The sequence below is a fragment of the Streptococcus shenyangsis genome, from assembly GCF_006385785.1.
GTDB classification, from domain to species: domain Bacteria; phylum Bacillota; class Bacilli; order Lactobacillales; family Streptococcaceae; genus Streptococcus; species Streptococcus shenyangsis.
In genome coordinates, this window is the sequence record NZ_VFSH01000007.1 from 1 (window position 1) to 23,501 (window position 23,501).

18 protein-coding genes and 2 pseudogenes are annotated in these 23,501 nt (G+C 40.4%); 1 reads left to right on the forward strand and 19 read right to left on the reverse strand.

What is annotated here, in order from left to right; translation table 11 throughout:
• The 6 genes and pseudogenes from FJR77_RS06020 to pbp2b all read right to left on the reverse strand — a co-directional run.
• A pseudogene (locus FJR77_RS06020) lies at positions 1-70 on the reverse strand (transposase); the annotation flags it as partial.
• Positions 71-122: 52 nt separating this feature from the next.
• Positions 123-623 (reverse strand): annotated as a pseudogene (locus FJR77_RS06025) (NUDIX hydrolase); the annotation flags it as partial.
• A complete protein-coding gene (locus tag FJR77_RS06030; protein WP_140833733.1) occupies positions 610-1,983 on the reverse strand; it encodes a UDP-N-acetylmuramoyl-tripeptide--D-alanyl-D-alanine ligase in 1,374 nt (457 codons plus the stop codon). The gene FJR77_RS06030 and the pseudogene FJR77_RS06025, both read right to left, overlap by 14 nt.
• A gap of 84 nt (positions 1,984-2,067) precedes the next feature.
• Positions 2,068-3,111, reverse strand: a complete 1,044-nt coding sequence (locus FJR77_RS06035; RefSeq protein ID WP_061759288.1) for a D-alanine--D-alanine ligase — start codon at positions 3,109-3,111, stop codon at positions 2,068-2,070.
• A 175-nt stretch (positions 3,112-3,286) separates the two neighbouring features.
• Positions 3,287-3,883, reverse strand: coding sequence for a recombination mediator RecR (recR, locus tag FJR77_RS06040; protein WP_000966748.1), 597 nt, complete (start codon positions 3,881-3,883; stop codon positions 3,287-3,289).
• Between the two features lie 10 nt (positions 3,884-3,893).
• Entirely contained in the window at positions 3,894-5,951 is a 2,058-nt protein-coding gene (pbp2b, locus tag FJR77_RS06045) for a penicillin-binding protein PBP2B (RefSeq protein WP_140833735.1), read from the reverse strand.
• 181 nt (positions 5,952-6,132) lie between these two features.
• On the opposite strand from pbp2b, the gene FJR77_RS06050 reads away from it, so the two are divergent.
• Positions 6,133-6,984, forward strand: coding sequence for a MurR/RpiR family transcriptional regulator (locus tag FJR77_RS06050; protein WP_140833737.1), 852 nt, complete (start codon positions 6,133-6,135; stop codon positions 6,982-6,984).
• Between the two features lie 61 nt (positions 6,985-7,045).
• Here FJR77_RS06050 and FJR77_RS06055 read toward each other — a convergent pair whose 3' ends face one another.
• The 13 genes from FJR77_RS06055 to recG form a co-directional block, all read right to left on the reverse strand.
• Positions 7,046-7,396, reverse strand: a complete 351-nt coding sequence (locus FJR77_RS06055) for a type II toxin-antitoxin system RelE/ParE family toxin (protein ID WP_140833740.1) — start codon at positions 7,394-7,396, stop codon at positions 7,046-7,048.
• The gene (relB, locus tag FJR77_RS06060) at positions 7,386-7,673 is read right to left on the reverse strand and encodes a type II toxin-antitoxin system RelB/ParD family antitoxin (protein WP_140833742.1); all 288 of its coding nucleotides are present in this window, start codon (positions 7,671-7,673) and stop codon (positions 7,386-7,388) included. Before relB ends, FJR77_RS06055 begins: the two co-directional genes overlap by 11 nt.
• 96 nt (positions 7,674-7,769) lie before the next feature.
• Positions 7,770-8,654 carry an ROK family protein gene (locus FJR77_RS06065; protein WP_125451360.1) on the reverse strand — a complete coding sequence of 295 codons (885 nt, stop codon included), beginning with the start codon at positions 8,652-8,654 and terminating at the stop codon, positions 7,770-7,772.
• A 17-nt stretch (positions 8,655-8,671) separates the two neighbouring features.
• Positions 8,672-9,589 carry a dihydrodipicolinate synthase family protein gene (locus FJR77_RS06070; protein WP_001281521.1) on the reverse strand — a complete coding sequence of 306 codons (918 nt, stop codon included), beginning with the start codon at positions 9,587-9,589 and terminating at the stop codon, positions 8,672-8,674.
• A gap of 173 nt (positions 9,590-9,762) precedes the next feature.
• On the reverse strand, positions 9,763-10,407 hold the full coding sequence (locus FJR77_RS06075; protein WP_140833745.1) for a YesL family protein: 645 nt from the start codon (positions 10,405-10,407) through the stop codon (positions 9,763-9,765).
• A gap of 286 nt (positions 10,408-10,693) precedes the next feature.
• On the reverse strand, positions 10,694-11,146 hold the full coding sequence (locus FJR77_RS06080; RefSeq protein WP_000575437.1) for a YhcH/YjgK/YiaL family protein: 453 nt from the start codon (positions 11,144-11,146) through the stop codon (positions 10,694-10,696).
• Positions 11,147-11,271: 125 nt separating this feature from the next.
• Positions 11,272-12,111 carry a carbohydrate ABC transporter permease gene (locus FJR77_RS06085; RefSeq protein ID WP_001192119.1) on the reverse strand — a complete coding sequence of 280 codons (840 nt, stop codon included), beginning with the start codon at positions 12,109-12,111 and terminating at the stop codon, positions 11,272-11,274.
• A 15-nt stretch (positions 12,112-12,126) separates the two neighbouring features.
• Positions 12,127-12,993, reverse strand: a complete 867-nt coding sequence (locus FJR77_RS06090) for a carbohydrate ABC transporter permease (protein WP_153193231.1) — start codon at positions 12,991-12,993, stop codon at positions 12,127-12,129.
• Positions 12,994-13,214: 221 nt separating this feature from the next.
• Positions 13,215-14,543: an ABC transporter substrate-binding protein gene (locus tag FJR77_RS06095; protein WP_000672103.1), complete on the reverse strand. Its 1,329-nt coding sequence runs from the start codon at positions 14,541-14,543 to the stop codon at positions 13,215-13,217.
• Positions 14,544-14,657: 114 nt separating this feature from the next.
• Positions 14,658-15,356: an N-acetylmannosamine-6-phosphate 2-epimerase gene (locus FJR77_RS06100; RefSeq protein WP_001135675.1), complete on the reverse strand. Its 699-nt coding sequence runs from the start codon at positions 15,354-15,356 to the stop codon at positions 14,658-14,660.
• 289 nt (positions 15,357-15,645) lie between these two features.
• Positions 15,646-19,356, reverse strand: a complete 3,711-nt coding sequence (locus FJR77_RS06105) for an SIALI-17 repeat-containing surface protein (protein ID WP_140833747.1) — start codon at positions 19,354-19,356, stop codon at positions 15,646-15,648.
• Between the two features lie 710 nt (positions 19,357-20,066).
• Entirely contained in the window at positions 20,067-21,047 is a 981-nt protein-coding gene (locus FJR77_RS06115) for an acetylxylan esterase (RefSeq protein ID WP_140833751.1), read from the reverse strand.
• A gap of 421 nt (positions 21,048-21,468) precedes the next feature.
• A complete protein-coding gene (gene recG / locus FJR77_RS06125) occupies positions 21,469-23,484 on the reverse strand; it encodes an ATP-dependent DNA helicase RecG (protein ID WP_140833757.1) in 2,016 nt (671 codons plus the stop codon).
• Between the last annotated feature and the right edge of the window lie 17 nt (positions 23,485-23,501).

Genomic DNA, 23,501 nt, shown 5'->3' on the forward strand with positions numbered 1-23,501 from the left:
GCTTCTCTAAGCTATATCCTTGTTTTCTAAGTTCATAGATCTGAACTTTATCATCATAAGTTAATTTCATAATAAAAACACCCCAAAAGTTAGATTTTTTCTGTCTAACTTTTGGGGTGCAGTTCAAGGTCAGCGATTTCTTGATTTTCTTGGAATTGTCCATCAAGAAGCTTACATCCAAAAACAAACTTTGTATACTGTTTGCTCTGTAGTTGGAAACGATTGGTATCAAAAACAGCTAGCAGTCTTTCAACTTTGGCTTTAAAACCGGTTTCTTCTTCAATTTCCTTGAGAATATTTTCTGTTGGAGAATAACTAACCTCACCAAAGCCACCTGGCAAAGCCCAATCATTCTCTCCTTGTCCCCTAACCAGACAAATCTTTTCGTCCTCAACAATCCAAGCACGGACGTCCATTAACGGAGTCGCATAAGCAGAAGTTGGCTTCAAGACTTCTGCCACTTCTTCGGCATCAAGGTCTGATGCTTGATTCAACATTTCAGATAAAAGGCCTCGCAAGTCTTCGTAGCGCTCACGGTCAAACGGATCTTTTGTAAAGGTTAATCCAGTATCTGTAATGGCAATCATTCTTTGCAAATACTTGACAAAATCACTTGTCTTCATTTTCTAAACTTTCTACCAACTTGGCTAGATTCATAGAGTTAGAGCCTTTGAGCAGGATTTGGTCATGAGCCCCAAGGCTTTCTTGGACCTGCTTAACTAGGTCTTCAAATTGGTCTTGGTCTTCTGTTTTCTTGAAGTAATAAACGTGTCCGATTGGGAACATTTGACTGGCAAGTTGGGCCAATTCTGCGATATCTGCTCCATAGAAAATCACGGTATCCAGTACATCTGGCGAGAGGCTCAGAATCATCTGGTTATGGAGTTGGACTGACTGGTCACCTAATTCCCTCATATCTGCTAAGACAGCGATTTTCTTGCCACCTTCATTGGCTGGAATAGCAGAGAAAGTCTCTAAAATCAATTTCATAGCAGTCGGATTGGCATTGTAAACATCTGACAGAATATCTGCTCCATTGGCTGCTTTCTTCCACTCGGTACGGTTACGCGTCAATTCAAGATTTTGGAAGGCCAAACGAATTTGCTCCTCTGAAACTCCTTCTTGCAGGGCAACATAGGATGCAATCATTGCATTGGTTGCATTGTACTTACCAGTCACTGGCAAATCAAGGGCTTGTCCTAAAAAATTAGCCTTAAAGGTCAGACTGTCCTTACGTTCTACCAGATCGGTAATTTCCAACTCTGCTCCTTGCCCAAAACAGACCACCTTTTTATCAGCTGGCAAATAGTCCTCTACAATAGGGTCAGCTGGCGTCAAGAGCAAGGAATTCGAAGCCATTCCATCAGCAATTTGCATTTTTCCTTGGGCAATCTCCGAACGGTCTTTGAAAAAGGCCAAATGGGCTTCTCCAACCAAGGTCACAATGGCTGTTTTTGGATGCGCCAATTCTGACAAAAGGTGAATATCTCCCAAGTGATCCTGCCCCATCTCCAAGACCAACTTTTCTGTCCCTTCAGGCATATGGAGAACTGTGTAGGGAAGGCCAATCTCGTTGTTGTAGTTTCCTTGTGTTTTGTAGGTTTTGTAGGTTGTTGATAGCAAGTGCGCCAACATATCCTTGGTCGTCGTCTTACCATTTGAACCTGTAACTGCAAAGACATCAACAGCCGTTTTCTCAAGATAATAGGCTGCTAGTTTTTGAAAGGCAGTCAACACGTCGTCTACTAGAATGTAGGGATGATTTGCGATTTCTTTCTCAGACAGGGTTACAGCAGCACCATTTTCAAAGGCTTTTTCGATAAAGTCATGGCCATCACGCGCACCTTTGAGGGGCACAAACAAGTCCCCTTCCTCAATCAAACGACTGTCAAACTCAGCATTTTCTAACTGGATGTCCTCAAAGATGCTGACATCATTTTTCGCTCCAACAGCTTGGGCAACTTCGTGGATAGTTAATTTCATTTCTACTCCTTTAAAAAGGGTCGAAGCCCGAGAACTCTGATCACCTTGCAGTGATGGTTCTGGCTTCTACCCTCTCTTTCATTTTTATAGCAAATGCGCTTCGCGCTTGTCAAAACTTTCCTTGGCAAGGTCAACCAATCGCTCAATTAGGTTTGGGTAGCTGATTCCCATATTGTCCCAAAGAAGTGGATACATAGACCACTGGGTAAAACCTGGCATAGTATTGAGCTCGTTTAGGAAGATCTCTCCCTTGTCTGTATAGAAGAAATCGCAACGAGAGAGACCGAGACCACCAATCGCACGAAAGGCCGTTTCTGCATTTTGACGCATGACAGCTACCACATCATCACTGATTTTAGCTGGGATGTCCATGGTAATCTTGTTATCAATATACTTGGCGTCATAGTCGTAGAAGTCAACATCCTTGACCACTTCTCCTGGCAGCGTGCTTTTGACATCGTAGTTGCCCAAGAGACCAACCTCGATTTCACGGGCGTTCACCCCTTGCTCAACCAAGACACGGCTGTCATATTGGAAGGCAAGTTTCAAAGCTTGACGGAGTTCTTCTTGATTTTCAGACTTAGAAATACCGACACTAGAACCCATGTTTGACGGCTTAGTGAAGACTGGATAAGTCAATTTTTCTTCCACTTCAGCGATTTTAGCAATCACATCATCCCCTTCAACGATAGCCACATAAGGAACTTGGGCAATGCCAGCAGATTCTAAAACACGCTTGGTCGTGATTTTATCCATGGCAAGACTAGATGATAAGATATTACAGCCGACATAAGGCATTTTCAAAACTTCAAGGAATCCTTGAACAGAGCCATCTTCTCCCATCGGACCGTGAAGAACTGGAAAGACCACTGCACCTTCTTCGTAGATAGCACTTGGTGCGACTTTCTTATCCCAATCAATTGTTTCATTGGTCATGAGACGGTCCTCTTGACCTGGAGTCTGGCTAAATTCCTGAGTTTTGATAAAGTCACCTGACTGACTGATAAAGAAAGTCTTGACTGTGAAACGATCGTAGTTGACCGCGCGCATGACACTTTCAGCTGAAAGGACAGAGACTTCGCGTTCCGCACTCCGTCCACCATATAAAAGAATAATCGTTTGTTTCATATTATTTGTCCTAATTCTACTAGAATACTCGCTCTTTAGTATATCATATTTGCTTGGTTTTTTAAAACTTGAACCTGATTCTACTCATCACACTATACAAAAAGAGGCCGATAGGAACGATTTTCAGCCTCCTTGATTTTTTATAAATGGATGAAGTTCGTAAATTTGCCTATACTTACAACTCTGTCCGATTTTCAATCGCTCGTAAGAGAGTCACTTCGTCCGCATACTCGATATCTGCTCCCACAGCAAGACCTCGTGCCAGGCGCGTAACCTTGATCCCAGCTGGCTTGAGCAAGCGTGAAAGATACATGGACGTCGCTTCCCCATCTGCCGTAGCATTTGTGGCCACTATCACTTCTGAAACCTCACTATCCATCAGACGAGTCATAAGACTCTTTAGATTGATATCATCTGGACTGATGCCATTCATGGGGGAAATGAGACCATGCAGGACATGATAGAGCCCATGGTATTCTTGGATATTTTCCATGGCTGCCACATCACGACTATCCTCTAGCACCAAAATAGTTGTCTGGTCACGACTTGGATCAGTACAGATGGAGCAGGGATCGTCATCAGTCAAACGACCACAGATGGAGCAATAGGTCAGCTCTCTCTTAGCAGAAAGGAGATTTTTTGCAAATTCATTGACATCATCATCAGACATCCCAATCGTATAAAAGGCCAGACGCGTAGCCGTCTTAATCCCGATACCTGGTAACTTAGAATAACTGTCAATCAGCTTAGCAATAGGTGTTGGATAAAGCATAAATTCCTTTCTAGTTCATTGGATGGTATTTTTGATACAGATTGATAATATCACGCGCAATGGAAGGTCCTACACCATTTGTTAGATTGGTATTATGAGGAAAGACCACTGCAACAGCGATTTGAGGATTATCAGATGGAGCATAGGCCACCGCATTGGTATTGGTTGCTTCCTGACCATCTGCCACATAGCTTTCGGCTGTACCCGTTTTTCCGCTAATGGATACCAAGGCACCATTTGAAAAGGCACGGCCAGTTGTCAACCCACTAGTCCCATGAGCAACCTGATAAAAACCTTGGTGCAAGACACTCATATCGGAGTCGGATATATTGACCTTATTCATCTCTGTCGGTTGCAGTTGCTGAATCAAGTCACCCAGTCCTCCCTTATCATTATTACCATAAATGCCTTCAACAATACGAGGAGCCACACGAACACCATCATTTGCAATAGTTGCTACATACTGAGCCAATTGCATTGGGGTATAGTTATCAAACTGCCCAAAGGCATTGGTAATGAAATTGGCAAAGTTATACTCTTTGGGAATAAATCCAGTAGATTCATCTGGTAGATCAATCCCAGTCGCAGCCCCCAAGCCATATTCGCCAAAGGTTGAACGCAATTTACCCATAGCAGACTCTAGATTGCTGGTGCCGACAAACATATTGGGTTGATAGGTCTGCCCCATAAGACCTAAGGCTGTTTGGACCATATAAGCATTGGATGAATACTCCAAAGCTTGAACCGCCGTAATCGGCATTGGCCTAGAAAAGGCAGTATACCAAGAATTAATTGGAGCTGAACCTTGAAAGACAATGGACTGGTCTGTCAAGGTCTGGTTTCCTGACAAGACTCCATTTTCCCAACCTGAGCTGATGGTCGCCGCCTTGACAACCGAACCTGGAACAAAGACATTGGTTACCGTTCCCAAGGAATCAGGCGTCAACTCTCCCGTTTTCAGGTCATGTTTGATCCCTGACATGGATAACACAGCACCTGTTTTGGGGTTAAGGGCGACTGCATACACGCCTTCAGAATACTTGGCCCCACCATTTCCCAACTCTGAATTGAAATAACTTTTCAGCAAATCATCCACACTATCTTGGAAGACCAAATCAATTGTCAGTTTAATATTATTCCCTTTAGTACCAGCTTCGATATTTTCAACACTTTCCATGTTACCGTACTTATCTAGATGAATTTCTTTCACCGAGCGTTTTCCTTGTAAGGTTTCCTCGTATTGTTTTTCCAGGTAAGAAGTCCCAACACGGTCATTAAGAGAATAACCTTTTTTAAGATAGGCATCCGCTTCTTCCGCTGGGAGACCAGCTTTTTCACTCGACACAATACCAATTATAGAGGAAAGGGAAGTTTCTAAAACTTTTCTTTCCCAAGAAGTAGAAATACTGATACCAGGTAATTTCTTGGAAGCGGAGGCAATCAAAGCAATCTGGGTATCTGTCAAAGAATCCGTCACAATGCTTCCTGTCGCAAAGTTTCCAACCGCATTTAACTGACTAAAAAGATAGACTTCTTTCTTTTCATCCTCTGTATAGTTTAGTTGACTCGTCTGGACACTATCGACCGCATTGTTATACAGTTCTGATTCAGATAGACGATTACCATCTGAATCCAAGCGTTTCTCACTTGGGAGAGCCTCTACTGTTTTTTTATAGATCTCAGGATCAGCTAAATAATAATCTGCCAGCTGGCGTTCTGTCAAATTTGGCGAAGTGATGCTCACATATCCCAGTAACTGACTAGCGATTTCTTTCAGATCTTTAGCCGTCATTTTATTACTACGCGTGAAGGAAACAACCTGCTTTAACGTATTTTCTACCAAAGGTTTTCCACTAGCATCATAAATCTCCCCACGGGCAGAACTGGTTGTGACCTTGGTCTGACTAGCTGAGGCTAGCTTTTTTTCGTAAAAATCCTTGTTCAGAACCTGCATATACAACAAACGACCAATAATGGTCAGAAAAAGTAAAATGACAATTGCAAACAATAAATTAAGCCGAATCGGAATCGAATGGCTATTAAATTTTCTCATACAAATCTGTCTCATTTCTAATAAAAATCTTACTCTCCATTTTACCATAATTTGAGAATAAAATTGTAGAAAAGAAGGAAGCTTTTTTCTTTTCCAATAGACAATACGTTTTTACTTAGTCATCCCTATATTATATGTTATAATAAATGTAAGACTAGCCTTTTTCCAATATGACTCGTATGAAGGAGCCTTCCCCATGAACAAACCGGATATCGCAACTGTCATTGATTCCCACTTCGAAGAAATGACAGACTTAGAGCAAGAAATCGCTCGCTATTTTTTGCAAGCTGAAACGATTACAGATGATTTATCTTCCCAACAGGTCACTCAAAAATTACATATCTCTCAGGCTGCACTAACTCGCTTTGCTAAAAAGTGTGGCTTTACTGGCTACCGAGAATTTATTTTCCAATACCAACATCACTCAAAAAAACAGGACACTTATTCTCACAAACATAGTCCTTTAACCAAACGAGTCCTCAGAAGCTATAGCAATATGAGGGAACAAACACAAGACTTGATTGACGAAGTCCAACTAGAACGAATTGCCCAATTAATCGAAGATGCTGAGCGTGTCTACTTCTTCGGAACAGGGAGTTCTGGCCTTGTCGCTCGTGAGATGAAATTACGCTTTATGCGTTTAGGAGTTGTCTGTGAAGCTATAACCGATCAAGATGGATTTGCTTGGACTACTAGTATCATGGATGACAATTGCTTGGTTCTGGGCTTTTCACTATCTGGATCTACTCAATCTATTCTGGATAGCTTATTAGACGCTAAAGAAATGGGAGCAAAAACAGTCCTCTTTACCAGTGTACCAAACAAAGAAAACCAACTGTATACTGAAACTGTACTGGTTGCTAGTCACAATCAATCATCCTATATTCAGCGTATCTCCTCTCAACTTCCAATGCTTTTTTGGATTGATTTAATTTATGCTTACTTTTTAGAAATCAATCGAGAAAACAAAGAAAAAATTTTCAATAGCTACTGGGAGAATAAAAAACTTAATGGCTATCGAAGACAAAGAAGAGCTAGAAAATCCTAGTTTGGCATTGCCAAACTAGGATTTTTATTCGTCACTAAACATAACTCATCTAGATCCTGAGTCAATCATATCTTGACTCGGTCTTAAATAATTTCATGTAATCACTTTTTGAAGGGAGTAAATAAGCAAGCCTGACGGTATCCTCAACAATTGTATATAATACGATGTAATCCTTACTCAAGGTCAATCCTCTCGTTTGATAGTGAGGATCTAATCTCTTACCAAATTTTTCATCGGCATCAAATCCAGCTTGGGGGAAAATTTCTAGCCGATGAATATCTTTTCTGATACTCGCCACTTTTCGTCTCGCAGCCTCTACAGAACCGATTTCCTCTGCTATATACTGATATATTTTATCCAGACTATCAATCACTCTAGGAGAATACAAAATCCTATATTTTTTATAATCCATAGCGTGTAACTACATCCTCATCTGTCAAGTGATTTCCAGCCTCAATCTTGGCATAACTTTCTTGAACTTCTGCTTGTAATTGTCTAAACAAATACTCCTTCTCTAATTCCTCTTCATTAAGTAAATCTACTTCATTTGTTACGGCAACATTCTTTAAAAATAATCTAAGTGCCGATGAAAGAGAGAGATTTTTTTCTTTTAACACTTTCATGGCATCATTTACCAATTCTCTATTAGCTTGGAAGGTCACAATTTTATTTGAATTCGCTATAGACATTTTATATAACTCCTTTATATATTTTATTTATTATCTCACGATTATAAAGAAAGTCAAGGGAACTTGATTAGAAAATCCTAGTTTGGCTGAGCCAAACTAGGATTGTTTTGTTTTGAAATGATAATAAGCACCCAACATCCCTGCTGTATTTTGGTGATGAGCAAATTCTAATCGTGTTTTTTCTGCTAGACTTGGTACCAAGGCCGCCTTCAGGGCTGTGCGGATCTTAGGTTTGAGAATTGCCTCTTGTCCCATGATACCGCCACCGAGAATGACCACTTCTGGATTGGCAACGTAGCAAATATTTGCCAGACCTTTCCCAAGATAATCTACCATGCGGTCAATACCAGCCATGCAGAGTTTATTACCTTCTGTAGCTTCCTTGAAAATGCGTCGACCATTCCACTGATCAACTGGATCGCCATGAGCTGTTGCTACATACTCCACCAATGCTGTCGTAGAAGCCAAATCTTGGAAATCTCCATCCTGCATATGCATATAACCGACTTCACAAGCTGAATTGCTAAAGCCATGGAAGACTTTTCCATCCATAATCAAGCAACCTCCGATACCTGTTCCAATGGTCAAGCAAAGGGTGACACTCGCTCCCTTACCTGAACCAGATACCGCTTCAGCAAGACCTGCACAGTTGACATCATTTTCAATTTCACAAGGAATAGTAAAGCTAGTCTCGATTTCCTTCTTGAACTGTGTACCTGCATAATTTGGAATCTGTGGGCCAGCATAGAAAATCTCACCCTTGTCAGGATCCACCATCCCAGCAGAAGAAATGGCAACACCTGCTACTGGGCCTTTTTCTAAATAGCTGGCTACAATATCTTTGGTCTTTTGTAAGATATGAGGTCCACCCTGATGCGCCTCTGTTGGCATTTCATGCGATTCAACAAGTTGGCCTTCTTGGTCAATCAAACCATATTTGATGTTGGTTCCACCGATATCAATTGCAACGTAGTGTGTCATAAATACCTCCTTATGAATTAGAGGAAGCGCTCCTTGGTTTCACGAATCAAGGCTGCAGCTGCTTCTACAACTGGACGATCGTCTTCAGTCACTGGTGTCAATGGTGAACGAACAGAACCAATATTCAAGCCTTCATTGATCTTCAAGACTTCCTTAATCACACCGTACATATTTCCATGTGCAGCAGTGAGTTTACCAATGATAGCGTTGATAGCATACTGCAATTCACGCGCTGTTTCCAAGTCTTTGTCAGCAATCAACTGATTGAGTTTCAAGAAAAGTTCTGGCATAGCACCATAAGTACCACCGATACCAGCTTTAGCACCCATGAGACGACCACCTAGGAACTGTTCATCAGGACCATTAAAGACGATATGGTCTTCTCCACCAAGGCTCACAAAAGTTTGGATATCTTGAACTGGCATAGAAGAGTTCTTAACACCGATAACACGAGGATTTTTCAACATTTCAGTGTAAAGGCTTGGAGTCAAGGCAACACCTGCCAATTGAGGAATGTTGTAGATAACATAGTCTGTATTTGGAGCTGCAGAGCTGATATCATTCCAGTATTTAGCAACTGAGTATTCTGGCAAGCGGAAGTAAATTGGTGGAATCGTTGCAATGGCATCTACACCCAAGCTTTCTGCATGGCGAGCTAATTCCATACTATCTTTGGTATTGTTGCAAGCAACGTGAGCGATAATAGTCAATTTACCTTTGGCAACTGCCATGACTTCTTCCAAGATTAATTTGCGGTCTTCAACGCTTTGGTAGATACATTCACCAGAAGAACCATTGACATAAAGACCTTGAACACCTTTATCAATGAAGTATTGAACCAAGGCACGTGTACGCTCTGGACTTACTTCTCCTTGTTCATCATAACATGCGTAGAAGGCTGGAATGACACCTTCGTATTTTTTTAAATCTGACATAGATTTTCTCCTATTATTTTTATTTTCTGCTAAAGCAGATTCTTTCTTTACTTCTTTAGTATACACTTTACTGAAAAGGCTTTCAATATCTTGTGGTCACTTAGATTTTAGTTTCTCGCTTATAGAATAGCTTTTGGAGCGTTTGAAAGTAGTTTCAGAAATAATTGCAACCCTTACTCATACTTAGCAAATAGCTTTTCCATCACTCCTACTTGTAAAAAAGCAAGAAGTCCAAAACCAAAGAGAATAAAAGCTGATCCTCCCAATAGAAGGGTAAAGGCTGATAGATATAGAAACATCAAAATCAAAAAGATAATTACGATCATCAAGATAAACCAAGGAGCGTTAAAACTAGCCAACATCAATCCTTTTTGAAGAATTTCTTTCCAAGATAGGTCATAACGTGCCGCGATAGGGTAACTAGCCAACATCACAATGGTAAGGAAAATCAGAATACCTAAACAAATAGCTTTCACTAATTGGAAGGGCAGAGCTGTTTGACCCCAGAAAAGATAGAGATCTGAAAGAGCAAGAAATACAATTCCTAATTCTAACATCCCCAACTGAAAACCTAATTTCAGATTTTGCCTGAAAGCTCTTAGATAGGTTCTAAAAACTGGAACACGTCTACTTTGCTTGACCTCAAACATCGTCTGATAGAGACTAATTTTGGCTACCCCAATCGTTACGATTGGCAAACAAGTTATTACAAAGAGAAGATTGACTGTTACAATATCTAAAACCTTCTCACTAATTCGCATTAGAAAATTATCTGTATCAAATGCAGCCTTGATGAGACTTCTTCCTTTTTGTGACATGTTTGCTCCCCCTATAATTTAATTTATATCACTTGCTAAATCACTCCGATTTATCAATTGATAAGATTCAACTCTTAAACTCAATTTTCAAAAGTGTTCAATAGTACTCAATGAAAATCAAAGAGCAAACTAGAAAGCTAGCCGCGGGTTGCTCAAAGCACTGCTTTGAGGTTGTAGATAAGACTGACGAAGTCAGTCACATATATATTCCAAGGCGAAGCTGACGCAGTTTGAATTTGATTTTCGAAGAGTATAAGATAGTCATCAGCTATCTCTGCTGATCATTCTAATCAATTAAAATTTTAAACAAATACTTGCGAACTTGATCTTCCATACCTGCATAACCATTTGGTTGATGTGGCTCTCCTGGGAAGAAAACTGCAAAATTGTGATAACCCAACAAGAGTGGGTATTTTTCATGACAATGGACAAAGCCAATGTCACTTGTTTCGTCAAATGCTACTGCTTCATCTTTGATACGTGAACCGTAGCTAGAATATTCATGGCCTTCTACCAACAAATGCAAGTCAGCATAGTTCTTGTGATGTTCAAATTGATCATTCTCAACTTTATTTAGGACATTTTCTTGAACAACTAGAAAGACCTTATCCCCATCAATATCATATTTTCCTAATTCGAACGAATCTTTACGATGTTCATAAAGATAATCAATTGCTTTATCAAGATTTGGATGAATCCCTTTATAAAAGCTAATATTTTTTAAATCGTCAAAAATCATTATTTTCTCCTTTAAAAATCGTCATTAAGCGATTAAAACTAACACCTCCAACAGTGTCATTCACTGTCGGAGGTTTTTAGATCATGCTAGCAATAGCAAATTGATACGGTAAAAGAAAGCGTTTCTTATCCTTTAACAGCTCCCATAGTAATACCCTGAGTGAAGGATTTTTGGAATACTAAGAAGACTGTTACGATTGGCACAGCAGCAAGAGCTGCACCTGCCATGATCAAACCATAGTTGGTTGCCATTTCAGCCTGCATAGTCGCAACACCGAGTGAAATGGTCAAATTATTACGTGAAGTCAACATTACCAACTGCATGAAGTAGTCGTTCCATGTATTGATGAAGGTAAAGATTGCAAGGGCTGCAAATCCTGGTTTCACAATTGGGAAGGCTACGCTCCAGAAGGTACGAATCTCACCACAACCATCGATTTTAGCTGATTCAAGCAACTCTGTAGGAATATTCTCACTGAACTGTTTCATGAGGAAGACCCCGAATGGCCATCCAATCAAAGGCAAGATAACTGCCCAGAGAGTATCGTGAATTCCCATGAAGTTGACGATACGTACCAATGGTACAAGGACAACTTGTTTTGGAAGTGCCATGGCAGCGATGAAGATGGCAAAGAGAATACGCTGACCATAGAAACGTTTTTTAGCCAATACATAACCTGCTAGAGATGAGGTCGCACAGACTAAGAACATGGTTACCAATGAGATAAACACAGAGTTCCACATCCACTGCATAGCAGGGTTTTGCACCATGAGTTGTTGGAAGTTTTCCATGGTCGGCATTTTAGGGAACCATTGTGGTGGAATCATAATGGTATCAGGTTGTGACTTGAAGGCACCTGTCAAAATCCAGTAGAATGGAAAGATAAACAGCACGGTCAACAAGAGCAAGATAATAGTTGAAATAACAGTGAAAGCTGTTAAAGGTTTCTTTTGTGTAGATTGCATAGCTGTCTCCTTTCTTTAGTATTCTACGTCGTTTCCGAGTGCTTTAAATTGAACAAAGCTTACGATCGCAATCATGACTGCCAAGAAGACACCAATTGTGTTGGCATAGCCGTATTCTGTCAATTGAAAGGCTTTTTCGTAAAGGTAGTACATCAAGGTACTTGTTGAGTAGTTTGGTCCACCAGATGTCAAAAGCTGAATCAAGGCGAAAACTTGGAATGAGTTGATTGTTGTGATGATTGCGATATAAAGAGTTGTTGGAAGAAGGCTTGGCCATTTAATCTTCCAGAAAACTTGAAATTCAGTTGCACCGTCTACACGAGCCGCTTCAACCAGTGAATTGTCAATATTCCCCATAGCAGCTATGTAGAGGATGATTGGTTGACCAACTGAAGTTGTCAAGAGGATAATCATAATTGCCAGTAATGCCCAGTGCTTATCTCCCAACCAAGAAATATTCTGGCTGATGATATGACTTGATTTAAGGACAAAGTTTAGAATCCCTGATAGTGGGTCATAAATCCATTTCCAAACAACTGTTACGGCAACACTACCTGTTACAACAGGAAGGAAGAAGACGAAACGGTAGAAAGATCTGGCAATAGCATTTTGATGGTAGGTTTGCGACGCCACAAAGAGCGAAAAGAGAACAACAATCGGTACAGATCCAACAACCAAAATAACTGTGTTAATCAAAGACTTCATAAAGACAGGGTCTTTAAACATACGAATGTAGTTGTCCAAACCCACAAACTCAAATTTAGTCATTGAATAGTTAAAGAAACTTGTAATGAATCCCATAATCATAGGAACCAATACAAAGATGACAAAGAAGAATAATACTGGTGCTAAGAAAGCGTAGGAAATCACTGTTTCCCGCATACGAATTTTATTGACTTTCACAGTCGGCACCTCTCTTTCACAAATAGAATATTTTGGATTTTCTTGAACTGTTTTAAAATCAAAATGAAATTTTTTAAGATTCTCTTATGTAAGAACTTCATTTTAATTTCGTGACAGTTCCTGATATTTCAAATAAAATCCTCCCTTTTCTTACATAGATTATGCACAGGGAAAAGGGAGGAGTCAATCTGATTCAGTGCTTATTGTTTTGTAGCTTTTTTGATAGTTTCGTTTGCTTTTTCAGTAAATGCTTTCAATGCATCAGCTGGTTTTTGATCGCCATTTGAAACTGATTGCAACATTGGGAACCATAGAGTTCTCATTTCTGCAAAACCATCAATTGTATTGTAGTATGGTGAGTAGTACTTAGTCCAAGCACCGATTGTTTCCATACGTTTGTCATCATAGAGTTTACCAAATGATGTACGAACTGGGAAGGCACCTGTACGAACAACATCTTTTGGACCCCATTCTTTGTCATCCGCGATGAATTGAACGAATTTCTTAGATGCTGCAACTTTCTTGTCGTCCTTGTTGTTGAATACTGCAAATCCGTTTACAAGGTATTCAAGAGCTGGTTTACCTGAATCTGATGGGAATGGTACTTCTAGCACTTCTACTTTACTTGCTTCCAAGAGTTTAGCTTGGATACCGTTTTGAGCTGGCGCCCAAAGGATTGTGTAAGATGTTTGACCATTCGCAAAGTTTTGGATATCTGCCCCACCGTCAAATTGTGAACCATTATTCAACAAACCGTCTTTGATCCAGCTAGCTGCTTTTTCAAGACCTTTGACGAATTTAGGATCATCAGTTGTATATTTTGTTACATCTTTGTCTGTTACAGAAGCTCCATAAAGATTAGAGATGAAGGCACGTGTTCCTTGGTCTCCCCCTTGACCAGAACTGAACAATGAACCTGGTGTATACCCTTTATCTTTAAGCGCTTTCAATACTTTTTCAAAGTCGTCTGTTGTCCAACCTTCTTTTACAAGGTTCGCAACTCCAGCATCTTCCAACATTTTCTTGTTCATGGCCATGTAGAATGGTGCTGAACTGATTGGATACATGTAAGCTTTATCACCAGCTTTACTTGCTTTTACAATGTTTTCATTGTTGACATCTTTAACAAAGTCATCCGTGAAGAGGTCATTCAAGTCAGCCAATTTACCATTTTTACCATATTGGATGATACGTCCTGGTGCGTCAAAAAGTACGTCTGGAGCTGTACCTGCTTCGATAGCTGTAGTGATCTTTTCTGGACCTGACTTAAAGTCGATTGTTTCCAATTTCACTTTTACATCTGGGTTTGCTTTTTCAAAGGCTTCGATGATAGATTTTTCATATGTTCCAACACCGTCACCAGTTTTTTCTTGAGTGAAGACTGGGAATGCCCACCAAGTGATTTCTGTTTTTCCGCTATCTCCACCAGATTTTCCAGCATCTTTACTTCCACCAGAATTTCCACATGCAGCAAGGCCAAGAATAGCAGCACCCGCAAGTACTGTACAAGCTAGTTTTCTAAATTTCATTTGTATTCTCCTAATTGATAAGCGTATCCATATTGGATAATGAGCAAGTTTTTATTTGTATACGTTTTCATTTTATCCGACGCATCCACCACTCTCCTCTGCTTTGAGATTGTGTTATTTAAGACCAGCAACAAAGCGTTCTGTAATCTCTTTTGGTCTAGTAATGGCGCCACCAACAACGATACCTCTCACTCCATATCCAAGGATTTGTTTGGCTTGTTCTGGTGTATGAATTTTCCCTTCGGCAATGACATCAACTCCTGCATCACAGAGTTTTTTGATCAATTCAAAATCTGGTCCGTCCACTTTTGGACTGTAAGATGTATAGCCTGATAAGGTTGTTCCGACAAAGTCAATCCCTGCTTCTACAGCTGCTAGTCCTTCTTCGAAGGTACTTGTGTCAGCCATCAAGAGCTGGTTAGGATATTTTTCCTTGACCTGACGGATAAACTCCTGAATCTCTAAACCATCGTAGCGTTCACGCTTGGTACAATCCAGAGCAATCACCTCGATGTCCAGTTCTGCCAATTCATCAACTTCTTTCATGGTAGCCGTGATGAAGGGTTCTTGTGGCGGATAATCTCGTTTGATAATCCCGATAATCGGAAGTTTTGTAACCTCCTTGATTTCTTTGATATCACGAACACTGTTTGCTCGGATACCGACTGCTCCACCTTGCTCAGCTGCTTTGACCAGCAAGGGAATGACTCCTCCCGCTTCTGTATAAAGCGGTTCGTGAGGAAGGGCCTGACAAGAAACGATGATTCCATCTTTGATTTGTGCAATCAAGGCTTCTTTAGTAATCTGTGGCATCCTCTTTCCTCCTTTTCTTTGTTCTTATGAGGTCATTATATACCATTTGTTAAGCGCTTTCAATACTTTGTGATAGAATAGATTTCAGTTTCAAAAGTATTTTATAGAACAGCTGTTTCTGAAAGTAGTTTCAGATAACATAAATATCCATACCTATTACTCAAAATTACGAATCTTATTATAAACTTCTATATCAATAAAACCAGTCTAGAATTCCCATCTTTTTACAGGACTCCAGACTGGTTTATTTTAGATTAACATAGAAGTTCAAAGAACAACAGAAGACAAATTAACTGTCTTTTCGCTTATAAGAAATCATTGCTCCAAGGAGCACTCCTACAAAACCAAATAAGATTGTTAGTGATGAGGCAGACTCACCTGTATTTGGTAACATAGACTGTTCGTTATTACTTACTTTATTCTCTAATCGATTAGATTCAGAGTTTTCATTTGTTGATAACAATTTAGGCGACAGTGAAATTTCCTCAGCCTTGTTATCTTCTGTAGGATTTTTAAATAGTGGATTGTCAATGGAGTGTCGGAAAGTCATCGCATAAATACTAGAATTATTAGTCTCAAAAATAATCTTTCCATCTTTTTGTTCGAATTCAATAGTGTGTAGTTTTCCTTCTGGATCTACAGCATAAACATTCTCAACGGACTGATCTATAGCAAAAGTAACAAGGACTTTTCCTTCAGGTTTAACATATCTGCCGTTTACATCCTTCAATTTGATATCAAATGCTTTATAGTTTAATGAACTTAAATCACTAACTTGAACTTCTTGAATTTGAACACCTATCACATTTTTCAATACTTCTTCTGAAGCTTGAATTTGAACACTTCCTGTTGCATTTTTTAAAATACGTTGCGAACTAGCAATTCCTGAGACAACGTGCTTCGTTTCTGATTCATCTTTAGTGTTTTTATTATTTACTTGTTTATCAGTAGATTTCACTACTGAACTTCCTTCTCCTGAGGTTGATAATGGACCCATATATTCTGGGATTTCTAGTATCGGAGATTCACCTCCATTCACGCCACCTGTGAAAGCTGGAAGGTGGTGGACATCAGCATCCGCACCATTAACTCCGCCTCTAAAATCTGGCTTAGCGACTGTAGGAGCTGGAAAATCTCCTAATGTGGACAGAGCGCCGCTATACTCTGGAACTTCTGTAACAAGTGAGTCGCCTCCATTCACGCCACCTTTAAACTCTGGCTTAACGACTGTAGGAGCTGGAGAATCTCCTAATGTGGATATAACACCGCTATACTCTGGAACTTCTGTAACGAGGGATACGCCTCCATTCACGCCACCTTTAAACTCTGGCTTAGCGACTGTAGGAGCTGGAGAATCTCCTAATGTGGATAGAATACCACTATACTCTGGAACTTCTGTAACAAGTGAGTCGCCTCCGTTAACTCCGCCTGTAAAGTCATGCTGTTCAACTGTTGGGGCCGATTCTTCTCCTGAGGTTGATAATACACCCGTATACTCTGGGATTTCCAGTATAGGAGATTCAGTGAAAGGAACTCCACCTTTAAACTCTGGCTTAGCGACTGTAGGAGCTGGAGAATCTCCTAATGTGGATATAATACCACTATACTCTGGAACTTCTGTAACAAGTGAGTCGCCCCCATTCACGCCACCTGTAAACTCTGGCTTAGCTACTGTAGGAGCTGGAGAATCTCCTAATGTGGAGAGAACACCGCTATACTCTGGAACTTCTGTAACAAGTGAGTCGCCTCCGTTAACTCCACCTTTAAACTCTGGCTTAGCTACTGTAGGAGCTGCAAAGTCACCAGATGTACCTAAAATACCAGAATCTTCTTTTCCACTATCTTTTTTTGGATCTAATTTCCCAGCTAAATCCTTATCCGAATCCTTCTTAGAAGGTTCCACTTCTTTATCTTCCACATAGACAGGATCTTTTGGTTGACCCTCAATATAAGAACGAACCCAATCCAACTGCTCTTTTGATAAAACCAAACCACCACTACGGCTTCCTACAACACCATTTTGGTGAACTCCAATTAAAGCACCTTTATCATTATAAAGACCACCACCAGACGCTCCAGGTTTCGTACCTCCATAGCTAATTCCCTCTATTCCAGAGCCGAAGTCTGTAGTTCCTACTACTTTGCTATCTAAAACTGGACTTAGCTTGTTATCTGGAAAACCATAGACCGAAACTGAATCCCCCTCTGCAACTTTCGAAGATTGTTTTACAACCTCTACAGGAGTTACTTCTTTTACTGTTTCTTTTAACCGAACCAAAGCTAAGTCATTTTTAAATCCAAATACTGAATCTTTCTTATTCCAATAAACAATATCATCATCTGAAAAATTCACAGACAACCCATTCGGTAAAGTTGCTTTATACACTGTATTGGTGCGACCAGACTTAGTAACTACCTCAGAACCTTTAACTGTTAAGAAATTATGAGCGACTGTTAACACCAAATTGGGTGCAATTAAAGTACCTGATCCCGACCCATCTGGCGTTTGAATGTGCGTTGTAGCATAGAAATTTTCTGAGCCATTCGGAGCTTGTAACACCTCTTTACTAGGTATAGGTAAGTTCGATTTACCACTCAAATCGACTTTACCAACTTCAGTTCTTGCAAAATCCGAAGAAGACGTAGATGGAGGAGTTACCGAATCTACTACCGCTCTTATAATTGTATCACCTAAAGCTAACTTACTGACATAGTCATCAGACCAAGTAGTATCACTTGCTAGTTTGTTAATTGGCACTCCGTTATAGGATACCACTTTAGCTGTTGGGGAAGTTGCTATTAACTGTTTGAAGTCTGGATTTTGTCTTAAATGAAAATTCAAGCCACTTCCAACAGGACCTTCCTGAACAACCTTATCTGAAATCAAACGAGTTCCTTTAGTATCTTCCACTCGAAGTAGAACACGACCTTTTTCTTCACCTTTTACTAAAGTAGCTCGACCTTTTTCATCAAAACTATATAAAGCACCATCAATCTCAGACTCTACATCTTTTAAAGCTATATGATTTTCATCATAGTAGTAACGGTTTGCACCATCTATATACCAACCCTTTATACCATATTTATCAATCATAGAACGAATCCAAGCTCTGTGATTTTCCGTAAAGATAGTACCACTGCCAATACGCTCACTCTCAGGAGCGTTTGAAGTATTTGTTCCGTGCTGGTGGATACCGACTACCTCTCCCTTATCATTAAACAAAGGAGCACCTGAAAAACCTCCTAAAGCTGAGGAATGATAAGTGACTGCACCACTCTCTTTATTGATACTGCTCACAGTTGTTGAGACTGAATAAGCCTTACCGTCTTTCAAGCGAGCTTTATTTTCTTTACTTAAATTTGGAGTAGAAAAATCATTAGGATATCCGACCATAGTGATTTTATCACCAGTAGAAACCTCTTTATCGCTCAGTTCTCTTGGTGAATCTTCACCACCTGTCATAGCTTCTACAGGCTTTTTAGTTACCACTACTGCTAAATCATTGCTATAGTCTTTACCAAGGTCTTTGCCGTTATACAAGTGAATAGAGTCTTTTTCAAGAGCTTCCGATACACCAGAAGTAGGTACTTTATTGCTTTTCTCCTTTTCCGAGTTCATTACAACATAACTACGAGCAGACTCCCCACCACGCAAGACCGCAGACTTATCCTCTTGGTTTTTATCATAGTAGTTATGAGCTACTGTTACCATCACATTCGGCGCTACAAAGACACCACTGCCAGACGCAGTTTGTTTTCCACTTGTTCCGCTATCATAAGTGGTATAAGTCATAGCAACACCTTCTGCAGATTTACTATGAACATCCACATCGTGAATATCGCTACCGCCTTGAATGACATCAGCAGAAACAACCCCACCACCAATAACTGGTAACTCTGGTGCAGCTAAACCAATCACCGCTGATAGTGTCAAACAACCAACCAAACCATAGGCTTTGGATTTACGAAATTTCCCTAAACCCTTTAAACATACAAACATACATTACCTCACTTTAACTTTCAAAGTTAATTTATCCAAGTAAATTCTAAAAAATAAAATATTACAGTTTCCATTAGCATAACACTCTCTACTTTGATTCTTACAATAAAAATAGACATGGACTATTTTGCTACTTTACAAATGATATTTAAGTACTGTATCTCCAAGAATATAGTTTTTTATAAGATATTATCCTAATCAGAAAAACTAAGTTATACATAAACTTATATATAAATGTTCATTTGTAGCCAAACTGTATATTTTCTTATAAATTATAACATATTTTACAGACGCTTTCCAATGTCTTGAAAGAACTATACCAAACTAGATAGCAAAATGAATTGTTTTACACCAAGGTCAAGAAAAAAACTCATACTCAATAAAAATCAAAAAGCAAACTAGAAAGCTAGCCGCAGGCTGCTCAAAGCACTGTTTTGAGGTTGCAGATAAAGCTGCCGTGGTTTGAAGAGATTTTCGAAGAGTATAAGATAACTTGTCACTCTCCGCTGATTCATACTAATTAAAAATCAAAAAAACAGAAATTGCAGCTTCGAAGTATTCGTATGATAGTTCATATTAAGGACTGTATCATTCTTTCCCTAAAATACAGTGATAGCTATAAGAGTTGCTGAATTTCAAAGTATATATGAACTAGAATATTTGCTGACTAGACTCTATACAAAAAGAGAGCCACTAGGCTCTCTCATTCATCACTTCACATATTTAAAAGGAATCTCACTACCACAAAGCCAGTTGTAGACTTGGTCATTGACAAAGACATTCATGGCTTCGTGGGCATACTCAGGCATGATGCGATAGGCCTTATCGCAGGTCAGACGGTTGTAAATTGCAAACTGGGTAATAGGATAGCAAACATCGTCGTCCAAGCCCGTAATCATCTTAACTTCACCCTTGATACGATGAGCGAGATTTTTCACATCGATATAGGCAAGGGTAGCCATGATTGCCTCCTCAGTTTCATGGAATGGATCATGGAACTTGAAATAACGGAAAAGTTCGTCGTAAGCCTCGCTAGTATTCCCAATCTCAAGCACCCGTCTAAAGTCTGACAAGAAGGGATAGATGGCAACTGTTTTCTGAATCCGAGGATTGAGCGCTGCTGCAACTAGAGCTAGAGCCCCTCCTTGCGAGGCACCATAACTAGAAAGTCTCTTCTCATTTACCTGTGGCAGACTGGCAATAATTTCAACCAACTGGTAAATATCCAGATAAACATCCTTATAAAAGAGATGCTCCCGACCTTCCACAGCACCACGGATGATATGCCCCTTAACGGTATTTCCAAGAGGAGAACGCAAACCGTCTTGCGAGTAACCTGACTGGCCCCGCACATCCATGGAGACAACACCGTAACCAGACACGGTATAGGCCAGCATGTCAGCCCAGTCCCAGCCACGTCCCATATAACCATGGAAATGGAAGATTAGAGGAACTTTTTCCTCACTCTTTGGAAGAACGACGCGCGCATAGACCTTACCTTCATTGGTTCCTTCAAATGTTAACTCATAGCACTTGACTTGAGGAATGCAGAAATCTCTTTCCTCCAACTGGTAGGCTGGAAGAGTTGAAACTTTTTTCACTTCCCCATCCCAGAAAGCATCAAAGTCTTCTGGAACCTCATCCCTTCCTCTATAAGTCTTGATTTCTTTTAACAAAGCTGGATTTTTCATAACATGCTCCTTTTTGTAATCGCTATCATAAATGTAGCATATCTAGAAAAGCAATGCAAGAAAGAAAAGCAAATAGAAAGTGATTTTAGATTCTTTACTTTTAGGATGATGGACTGAAAGTAGTTTTAGAAACGAAAAAAGAGCATTTCTGCCCTTCTTCTCTGTTCAATCTTATTTTGTTGCTTCTTTCTTTTGGAAAGTGGTTTGGTAATTTACTTTAATCGTTACTGTCATGTGAGAGTCCTCGTTTCTTTTTGATAACTCTAGTATAAAGGGCAAACCTGAAAGCTAGCTTAATACTCTTCGAAAATCAAATTCAAACCACGTCAGCGTCGCCTTACCGTACTCAAGTACAGCTTGCGGCTAGCTTCCTAGTTTGCTCTTTGATTTTCATTGAGTATAAGATTTCCTTAGAGAAAGCTCAATCTAGATGTTCTTTCTTTTCCAAATGAAGGGCAATCATGCGCCACTCTGGATCCTCTTGCCAACCTTCTATCGAACTAATGTAGCTAGCAACCTTTCTGGCTTCTTCTAAAATCGGAAAATCTTCGATAATATCAGCCACTTGAAACTCTGGGAGACCTGACTGTCTGGTTCCAAAAATCTCACCCGAACCCCGCATTTTCAAATCTTCCTCCGCAAGGACAAATCCATTGGTGGTTTCTGTCATGATGCGCATGCGATCTTTCCCAGAATCAGTCTTAGGATTAGCAACGAGAACAGCATAGGACTGCTTGTCCCCCCGACCGACACGACCTCTGAGCTGGTGAAGCTGGCTGAGACCGAAGCGATCGGCATCCATAATAACCATAACAGTCGCATTGGGAACGTTAACCCCGACCTCGATAACCGTCGTTGAAACTAGAATATCCGTTTTTCGCTCTTTGAACTCCTGCATAATCTGGTCTTTTTCATCACTCTTCATCTTACCATGTAAAAGAGCCACCTCTGCCTTACCTGCAAAATGAGCCGTCAATTCCTCTGATAAGGCAATGGCATTTTTCAAATCCAGAGCTTCTGATTCTTCAATCAAGGGAGAGATGACATAGGCTTGAGAACCTTTTTGAATTTCCCCCTCTAACCAAGTCAAGACCTGAGGCAATTGCTCATGCTTGATCCAGCGTGTCACAATAGGTTTCCGTCCTGCTGGCATCTGGTCAATAATGGAAACATCCATATCGCCAAAGGCTGTGATAGCCAAGGTTCGTGGTATGGGAGTCGCTGTCATCATGAGTACATCTGGATTGTCCCCTTTTTCACGTAAAATACGCCTTTGCCCCACACCAAAACGGTGCTGCTCATCGATAATGATCAAACCAAGACGAGCATAATCTACCCCATCCTGAATCAGAGCGTGGGTTCCGATAATCAAATCAGCCTCACCCTTGGCAATGTTCTCCAAAACTTCTCTCTTTTCTGCAGACTTCAAGGAACCTGTCAAGAGAGCTAATTTCAAGTCTGGAAAAAGCCCCTTCAAACTCTCAAAATGCTGCTCTGCTAGAATCTCTGTTGGCACCATGAGGGCTGCCTGATAGCCAGCTGTCACCGCCGCAAACATGGCCAAGCCAGCGACGACTGTTTTTCCACTCCCCACATCTCCTTGCAAGAGACGATTCATGTGGTGATCCGACTTCATGTCTGTCAAAATTTCCTGCAAACTCTTTTCTTGAGCTTGAGTCAAGGCAAAAGGCAAGCTTTCCTTGACTGTTGTCACTTTTTCCTTAGACCAATTCAGAACCAGACCACTTCCCTGAACTCTATTTTCAGACTTGAGCGTCTGTAACTGCATTTGAAAGTAAAAAAGTTCCTCAAATTTGATACGGCGAAGTGCCTGCTTGTATTCTCCCAAATCCTTAGGAAAATGCATGGCACGAACGGCCTGACAACGGGACATGAGTTTGTATTTGTCCAGCAAGGACTGAGGAAGATTTTCTTCTATTAAGAGGTCCAGCCCCTGATCAAAGGCCGTCTTGATGATCTTGACCAGACTGGCCTGACTGATTCCCTGAGCCAAGCGATAGACAGGTTGGAGGTCATCTTCCACCTGAGCCAGTACCTTTATCCCTGTCAGACTAGCCTTGGCGCGATCCCATTTTCCAAAGACAGCAAAGGTTGCTCCCAACTCTATCTTATCAGCTAGATAGGGCTGGTTAAAGAAATTCACCGCAAAAACGACTTCTCCCTGTTTAAGACTAAAGCGCAGGCGATTGCGTTTGAAACCATAATACTGAACACTGGCAGGAGTCACGACTTGTCCAGACAGAACTGCCTTTTCCCCGTCTTCCAGATCCAGCACCTGCTTAGTCTTAAAGTCTTCATAACGGAAAGGAAAGTAGAGCAAGAGGTCTTGCAAGTTTTCAATTCCTAGTTTGGCGTATTTTTCTGCTGACTTTGGTCCCACACCAGGTAAGACATGCAAGGGTTGATGTAGATTCATGCTCCACTCCTTTCTTT

What these genes read in the sequence shown, in the direction of transcription:
- pbp2b (WP_140833735.1), bottom strand. Translation starts at nt 5,951, where the DNA reads ATGAGACAGATTTGTATGAGAAAATTTAATAGCCATTCGATTCCGATT.
- FJR77_RS06075 (WP_140833745.1), bottom strand. Translation starts at nt 10,407, where the DNA reads ATGTCACAAAAAGGAAGAAGTCTCATCAAGGCTGCATTTGATACAGAT.
- relB (WP_140833742.1), bottom strand. Translation starts at nt 7,673, where the DNA reads ATGTCTATAGCGAATTCAAATAAAATTGTGACCTTCCAAGCTAATAGA.
- FJR77_RS06070 (WP_001281521.1), bottom strand. Translation starts at nt 9,589, where the DNA reads ATGTCAGATTTAAAAAAATACGAAGGTGTCATTCCAGCCTTCTACGCA.
- FJR77_RS06085 (WP_001192119.1), bottom strand. Translation starts at nt 12,111, where the DNA reads ATGCAATCTACACAAAAGAAACCTTTAACAGCTTTCACTGTTATTTCA.
- FJR77_RS06115 (WP_140833751.1), bottom strand. Translation starts at nt 21,047, where the DNA reads ATGAAAAATCCAGCTTTGTTAAAAGAAATCAAGACTTATAGAGGAAGG.
- FJR77_RS06105 (WP_140833747.1), bottom strand. Translation starts at nt 19,356, where the DNA reads ATGTTTGTATGTTTAAAGGGTTTAGGGAAATTTCGTAAATCCAAAGCC.
- FJR77_RS06095 (WP_000672103.1), bottom strand. Translation starts at nt 14,543, where the DNA reads ATGAAATTTAGAAAACTAGCTTGTACAGTACTTGCGGGTGCTGCTATT.
- FJR77_RS06050 (WP_140833737.1), top strand. Translation starts at nt 6,133, where the DNA reads ATGAACAAACCGGATATCGCAACTGTCATTGATTCCCACTTCGAAGAA.
- FJR77_RS06090 (WP_153193231.1), bottom strand. Translation starts at nt 12,993, where the DNA reads ATGCGGGAAACAGTGATTTCCTACGCTTTCTTAGCACCAGTATTATTC.
- FJR77_RS06035 (WP_061759288.1), bottom strand. Translation starts at nt 3,111, where the DNA reads ATGAAACAAACGATTATTCTTTTATATGGTGGACGGAGTGCGGAACGC.
- recG (WP_140833757.1), bottom strand. Translation starts at nt 23,484, where the DNA reads ATGAATCTACATCAACCCTTGCATGTCTTACCTGGTGTGGGACCAAAG.
- FJR77_RS06055 (WP_140833740.1), bottom strand. Translation starts at nt 7,396, where the DNA reads ATGGATTATAAAAAATATAGGATTTTGTATTCTCCTAGAGTGATTGAT.
- FJR77_RS06100 (WP_001135675.1), bottom strand. Translation starts at nt 15,356, where the DNA reads ATGCCACAGATTACTAAAGAAGCCTTGATTGCACAAATCAAAGATGGA.
- FJR77_RS06080 (WP_000575437.1), bottom strand. Translation starts at nt 11,146, where the DNA reads ATGATTTTTGACGATTTAAAAAATATTAGCTTTTATAAAGGGATTCAT.
- FJR77_RS06030 (WP_140833733.1), bottom strand. Translation starts at nt 1,983, where the DNA reads ATGAAATTAACTATCCACGAAGTTGCCCAAGCTGTTGGAGCGAAAAAT.
- FJR77_RS06065 (WP_125451360.1), bottom strand. Translation starts at nt 8,654, where the DNA reads ATGACACACTACGTTGCAATTGATATCGGTGGAACCAACATCAAATAT.
- recR (WP_000966748.1), bottom strand. Translation starts at nt 3,883, where the DNA reads ATGCTTTATCCAACACCTATTGCTAAGCTGATTGACAGTTATTCTAAG.